Annotated in this window: 5 protein-coding genes; all 5 read right to left on the reverse strand. The window is 35.3% G+C overall.

Annotation, left to right across the window (positions count from 1 at the left end; translation table 11 throughout):
* Nucleotides 1–330: 330 nt before the first annotated feature.
* The 5 genes from ACOX6R_RS06855 to hutH all read right to left on the reverse strand — a co-directional run bounded on the left by ACOX6R_RS06855 (nt 331) and on the right by hutH (nt 6,545).
* Entirely contained in the window at nt 331–1,674 is a 1,344-nt protein-coding gene (locus ACOX6R_RS06855) for a glutamate mutase L (protein ID WP_433448614.1), read from the reverse strand.
* Nucleotides 1,671–2,297 (reverse strand): cyclodeaminase/cyclohydrolase family protein, encoded by a 627-nt coding sequence (locus ACOX6R_RS06860; protein ID WP_433448616.1) that lies wholly within the window; start codon nt 2,295–2,297, stop codon nt 1,671–1,673. Before ACOX6R_RS06860 ends, ACOX6R_RS06855 begins: the two co-directional genes overlap by 4 nt.
* Before the next feature lie 22 nt (nt 2,298–2,319).
* Complete coding sequence (locus ACOX6R_RS06865; RefSeq protein ID WP_433448618.1) at nt 2,320–3,999, reverse strand: formate--tetrahydrofolate ligase; 1,680 nt, start codon at nt 3,997–3,999, stop codon at nt 2,320–2,322.
* Between the two features lie 3 nt (nt 4,000–4,002).
* Nucleotides 4,003–4,896, reverse strand: coding sequence for a glutamate formimidoyltransferase (gene ftcD, locus ACOX6R_RS06870; protein ID WP_433448620.1), 894 nt, complete (start codon nt 4,894–4,896; stop codon nt 4,003–4,005).
* 110 nt (nt 4,897–5,006) lie between these two features.
* Complete coding sequence (hutH, locus tag ACOX6R_RS06875; protein WP_433448621.1) at nt 5,007–6,545, reverse strand: histidine ammonia-lyase; 1,539 nt, start codon at nt 6,543–6,545, stop codon at nt 5,007–5,009.
* Between the last annotated feature and the right edge of the window lie 36 nt (nt 6,546–6,581).

Raw genomic sequence — 6,581 nt, forward strand, 5'->3', positions numbered from 1 at the left:
AAAGAGAGCAACAACAGCTCTCTTTCTCTTTTAAAATTATTAATATATTGGCTTTTTTCTCTATAAGCCCTAATTCCCTCTTCAAATCATCCACTACTCATCCATCAACATTATATTCTAATAAATTTCCCACTTTAACTTTCACATATAGAATACATACATTAGCTCTGTTAAAGATGGCATTTAATTACATCATCTTTTAGAATACATTTTAATCAGTTGCTTTGATATTTTTATCACCCATAACTTTATCCTAAAGATGTAATACTTTTTGAATAAATTTAACAAAAAAAGAAGTTGTAACTTTAATTTACAACTTCTTCAAATACTTTATAGTTTTACTAAATATTTGTCCAAAAGATTGTTGCAATATTTTTCATCTACTTCTGCAAGAAGCCCCGCAGATGAAAGCACATAATCTTTATCGAGCAAATACTCTATATTTTTATTTACAAGAAAATCGTCATCTAGATCTGATATTGCCTTTAATATTGACTTTGGCTTGTCGGAATAAATTAAATTTCCACCAGTTCCAATAAAGAGTTCAGCACGCCTTAAGTCCTTTCCTATTTGTTGATACATTATACGCGTTGGAGTCTTTATCTTTTTTAATTTTCCAATGTGTCTCTCAAGGGAAGTTTTTGTCGCAATGTAGCATAGGACATTGTCAAAATATAATTCCTCGTCAGTATCTGGAATATAATCTGTATGCTCAAACCTGTGAAGAGTTTTCTCTTCTGCGTCTTTAATTCCAAATTTTAAAAAGGGCTCGTCTCCAACTGATTCATAAAGAGCTGTTGCAGAATACCTCATGCCCATGTCGCCTTCCACAGTTCTTTTTTCAAACGGTTCATCAACTTGTGGCGAAAGAATATTTTCTTCACCGTAGTATGACTTTCCGATTGAGTGAATATCTGTAGTCGCACCACCAACATCGACAGACATAATTACATCGTCAAGATGTTTTGCATAACTTGACATAGCTCTTTGAACTGCAATTGGTGTTGGCAAAAATACATCAAAGTCTTTGCTTAGCTTATCTATTCCCTTTGCTATTGCTATTGTCTTAATAAAGAGATCTCCAATAGTCTCTCTTAAAGGTCTGTAATTTATTGTGTTTGTTGTAGGCATCACATTTTCTGTAAATTTATAGGAGATATCTGACGCATCAAATATCTCCTTAATTTCCTTTTGGCAATCTATATTACCAGCTACTACTATTGGTGTTTTAATTTTAAACTTTGCAAGCTTATTGGCGTTAAATATAATATTTTCTCTATTTCCATGATCAGTTCCGCCGCTTAGAACAATTACATCTGCTCCTGCATTTGCAATTTCTTCTACCTGCTCATCGGAAAGTTCGTAGGAATAGACTTTTAATATTCTAGCTCCACTGGAAAGAGAAGCCATTCGTGCAGCATTTGTCGTCAAATTTTTTGAAAATCCAATTGCCACAACTTTTAAACCCCCAGATGCTGAAGAGCATCCGAGGATTTTATCATATTCAACATCCACTTTTGTCTTTAATTTTTCTAATGCTTTATTAAAACCAATTCTTACATCTGTATCAACAGTAGTATAACTGGACGCACTTGCTAAAAGTGTATTTTTTACAGTATCTACTAAATGCAATTTAGTATAAGTTGATCCTACATCAACTAAGAGATACTTCATGCTAATTTTTCGTTAACAATTTCCATAATTTCTTTATGATTTTTTTCTACAGTCGCTCTTACTTCGTCCATTTTTTCTTCTAGTTCATGTCTGTAAGATTGATCTTTTAGAGAGTTTAGGTTGATGATAACATTTAAGAATGCTCCTTCAACAGCAGCTCTAATGTTGATAACAGCAACTGCTACGTCAGTTATAGCATTTGAGTTACCAGTTTCTGCTAGTTCTCTTGCATAATCATAAAGTTCAATAACTTTTGTTCCAAGTCCTAGTGGTACAGAGATTGCTTCTTTGTATCCTTCTTGGATTTTTTCAGATCTAATAGCTTTTTCTTCTTCAGTTTCTTTTGGAAGTTTCATTGCAGCCATAACTCCGTTAAATGAATCAGAGTCTTTGTCAATGCCATCAATAAATTCATCTTTATATTTAGCAAGTTCTACAACAAGTTCTTCCATTCTATCATTTACATCTGCATATCTTTTTTTACCAATAGTTAAGCTTGCAACCATTGATAAAAGTGAAGCTGCAATAGTTGCATTAAGTGCAGCTATTGATCCACCACCTGGTGCTGGTGAGTCTGATGCAGTTTCGTTTGCAAATTCTACAATATTTAAATCTTTAAGCATTTTTCCTCCTAGTAAATCAGTATTAGAATAAACCAGTAATTACTCCATCATTGTCAATATCCATTTTGTTAGCTGCTGGTACTTTTGGTAGTCCTGGCATAACCATGATATTTGATGTTTGTACTACTATAAATCCTGCTCCTGCTGATACACGCACTTCTTGGATTTCGATATCGAAGTCTGTTGGTGCTCCCATTACTTTTTGATCGTCAGTGAATGAGAATTGTGTTTTTGCTATACAGATTGGTAGTCTGTCAAGTCCTATTGCTTCTAGTTTCTTGATTTGGTTTTGTGCTGCTTTTGTGAAGTTAGCTTGTCTACCTCTGTATATTTCTTTTACGATTGTGTTTACTTTTTCTTCTATTGTTAAGTTTTCGTCGTAAATTGGTTTGAAGTTAGATTCTTCTTCGTCTATTAGCTCTACTACTTGTGTTGCTAGGTCTTCTGCGCCTTCTCCACCTTTTGCGAAGCATTCGCATAGTGAGATTCTTACTCCTAGTTCTTTACATAGTTCTTGTAGTTTTTCGATTTCTGCGTCTGTGTCTGATTCGAATCTGTTTATTGCGATTATTGCAGGTACGCCGAATTTTTTCACGTTTTCTACGTGTCTTCTTAGGTTTGCAAATCCTTTTTCTAGTGCTTCTACGTTTTCTGGTTTAAGGTCTTTTTTGTCTACTCCACCGTGCATTTTTAGTGCTTTTATTGTTGCTACTATTACTACTGCATCTGGTTTTAGACCTGCTACTCTACATTTGATGTCCATGAATTTTTCTGCTCCAAGGTCTGCACCGAATCCTGCTTCTGTTACTGCATAGTCGCTTGTTTTTAGTGCTAGTCTTGTTGCTAGTATTGAGTTACATCCGTGTGCTATGTTTGCGAATGGTCCTCCATGGATAAATGCTGGTGTGTTTTCTAGTGTTTGTACTAGGTTTGGTTTTAATGCATCTTTTAGTAGCATTGCTACTGCACCTTCGATTTCTAGGTTTGCTACTGTTATTGGATCTCCGTCTAGGTTATATGCTACTATCATTCTTCCTATTCTTTCTTTTAGGTCTGTTAGGTTTTCTGATAGGCATAGTACTGCCATGATTTCTGATGCTACAGTAATCATGAAGTGGTCCTCTCTTGGGAATCCATCTGCTTTTTTTCCTAGAGATATTACTACGTTTCTTAGAGCTCTATCGTTCATGTCGATTACTCTTTTCCAAACGATTTGTCTTGAGTCTATGCGTAGTGCGTTTCCTTGGTGAATGTGGTTATCTATACATGCTGAGATTAGGTTATTTGCTGCTGTCATTGCATGTAAGTCGCCTGTGAAGTGAAGGTTAATGTCTTCCATTGGTACTACTTGTGAGTATCCTCCACCTGCTGCTCCACCTTTTACTCCAAATACTGGTCCTAGTGATGGTTCTCTTAATGCTACTGCTGATTTTTTTCCGATTCTGTTTAGACCTTGTGTTAATCCTATGGATACTGTTGATTTTCCTTCGCCTGCTGGTGTTGGTGAGATTGCTGATACTAGGATTAGTTTTCCGTTTTCGTTTTCTTCGTCAATTCTCTTGATTGCTTCCCAGCTTATTTTTGCTTTGTATTTTCCATAGTGTTCTAGGTCGTTATCTTCTATTCCTACTTTTGCTGCTACTTCTTCTATTGGTAGCATTTTAGCTTCGTCAGCTATTTGTATATCTGTTTTAAAAGTCATCAATTACTCCCCTATTAATTGTGTTTCGATTACTTGATCTGCGCTAAATCCATCAATTTGCATATAGTATGCAGCACTATCAATTAATGCTTGAAGTGGTAGTAAGCCAATAAGTTCTGTGTTAACTACTGTAACGCCATATCTTTTTGCTTCTGATTTAACCATTTCAAGAGCTTGATAGATAGCAGTTTTTTCATAATTTACAAGGTTCATTGAAACTTGAGTTTGTCCCTTTTCTTCTAATGAAAGACCAATTGCTTTAACAAATCTTAGTCCTCCACCGATGTGACGAACTGTTTTTGCGATTTTGTCAGCAATTTCAACATTAGGTGTGTCTAGGTTAACGTTGAAAGCTACTAAGTGGAATCTAGCTGCAACAGCTGTAGCTCCAGATTTAGCGTTCATTTCTTGTGGACCAAAGTCAGGTTTCCATTCTTCTTCTTTAATTTTTTCGAAGAATCCTTCATATTGTCCTTTTCTAACTTTTGCTAAGTTCTTTCTTTCTGGTTTAGTTGCTGCATCTTCGTATAGATATACTGGGATACCTAAATCTCCAATAGCTTTTCCTACTTGTTTTGCGAATTCTACACATTCTTCAGTGTCTGTTTCAGTAATAGGAATAAATGGAACTACGTCAACTGCTCCCATTCTTGGGTGAGCACCTTTGTGTTTAGTCATGTCAATTAATTCTTGTGCTACTTTTACTGATTCAATTACAGCATTAATAACAGCTTGTGGTTCACCAATAACTTCAACAACAGTTCTGTTGTGGTCAGCATCTGGTTGGTAGTCTAGTAGTTTAATATTTTCCTTTCCTCTAAAACAATCTGCAATCTTTTCAACAACGTCAAGATCACGGCCTTCAGAATAGTTTGGAATACACATTACTCTTTTCAATTAATTTTTCCTCCTTGATTATAAATCACTCTATTAATTACATCTTGCAATTAATAATATTTATCTGTTATCTATCTCAAATTATATTAAGTTTAAAAATTAAAGTCAAATTATAGTTCTACAACTTTTTCTACAGCTTCAAGTAATTTGCCTGAAGTTAATAGTTCTGTAGCTTTTTCAAGTTCTTCGTAGATTTCTACTTTCTTGTCTTCTTCCATGAAAGCAATATTTTCTCTTACTAGATCGTGAGCTACTTTAGTACCTTTACCTAGTTCAAATTTGTTATCTTCCATTTCCATTCTGAAGTCAAGAGCTTGAGTTGCAATCATGATTTCAGTTGCGATAATTCTGTATGAGTTTTTAACAACTTCTCTTGCTTTTCTTGATGCCCAGTTACCCATTGATACGAAGTCTTCTTGGTTTTCACATGAAGTAATTGAGTCAACACTTGCTGGGTGAGAAAGTGTTTTGTTTTCTGATGCTAAAGCTGCTGCTGCATATTGAGTAATCATGAAACCTGAGTTTAGTCCAGGGTGTTTTACTAGGAATGATGGCATTCCAGAAAGGTTAGTGTTTACTAGTCTTTCAATTCTTCTTTCAGAAATGTTTCCAAGTTCTGATGCAGCAATTGCTAAGAAGTCGAATGGTTGTGCCATTAATTCGCCGTGGAAGTTACCACCAGAAATTACTTTTCCGTCGTGAGTGATAATTGGGTTATCAGTTGCAGAGTTAAGTTCGATTTCTACTTTTTTCTTTACATATTCTAGAGTATCTTTACTTGCCCCGTGAACTTGTGGGATACATCTGAATGTGTAAGCGTCTTGTACTCTTAGTTCAGCTGTGTGAGTTACATAAGTTGATTCTGCTAATAAGTTTCTGAAGTTTTCTGCAGTTTCAAGAGCACCTTCGTGAGGTCTTATAACGTGAAGTTCTTCCCAGAATGCGTCAATAATTCCTCTTGCTGATTCAAGTGACATAGCTCCAGCGATGTCTGCAAGTTTAGAAAGATTCATTGCATCATAAAGTGCAAGAGCACCTGTAGCTGTAAGAACTGTTGTACCATTTGTAAGAGCAAGACCTTCTTTTTGAGCTAGTACGATAGGTTCAAGACCAGCTTTTTTCATAGCTTCTGCACCTGGTAGAAGTTCTCCTTCATAGTAAGCTTTTCCAAGTCCAAGCATTGGAAGTACCATGTGTGCAAGTGGTGCTAAGTCTCCAGAAGCTCCTAATGATCCTTTTTCAGGAATAAATGGAACTACGTTTTTATTTAACATATCTAGTAACAATTCGATTGTTGAAAGTCTAATACCAGAAACTCCCTTTAATAGTGAGTTAATTCTAATAAGCATAGTAGCTCTAACTTCATCTTCTGGAAGTGGGTTGCCAAAACCAGATGCGTGAGTTCTGATAATGTTTTCTTGAAGTTGTGCTGAGTCTTCTTTAGAAATTGAAACTCTTGCTAGAGATCCAAATCCAGTGTTGATTCCGTAAACAACTTTTTCTTCTTCAACAATTTCTTCTACATATTGTCTTGATTTGTTTACATCAGCGATTGCTTTTTCGTCGATTTCAACTTGTACGTGGTTTCTAGATACAGCAACTAATTGTTCAAGATCTAGATTATTACCTGTTAATACTACTTTTTCCATGATTAATTCCTTCCTTTCATTTTAATCATTAATTAT

It is taken from the genome of Peptoniphilus sp., from assembly GCF_050943655.1.
Taxonomy (GTDB): domain Bacteria; phylum Bacillota; class Clostridia; order Tissierellales; family Peptoniphilaceae; genus Peptoniphilus_A.

Excerpts from the sequence above, each read along its gene's own strand:
- hutH (WP_433448621.1), bottom strand. The coding sequence starts at position 6,545 with ATGGAAAAAGTAGTATTAACAGGTAATAATCTAGATCTTGAACAATTA.
- ACOX6R_RS06865 (WP_433448618.1), bottom strand. The coding sequence starts at position 3,999 with ATGACTTTTAAAACAGATATACAAATAGCTGACGAAGCTAAAATGCTA.
- ACOX6R_RS06855 (WP_433448614.1), bottom strand. The coding sequence starts at position 1,674 with ATGAAGTATCTCTTAGTTGATGTAGGATCAACTTATACTAAATTGCAT.
- ACOX6R_RS06860 (WP_433448616.1), bottom strand. The coding sequence starts at position 2,297 with ATGCTTAAAGATTTAAATATTGTAGAATTTGCAAACGAAACTGCATCA.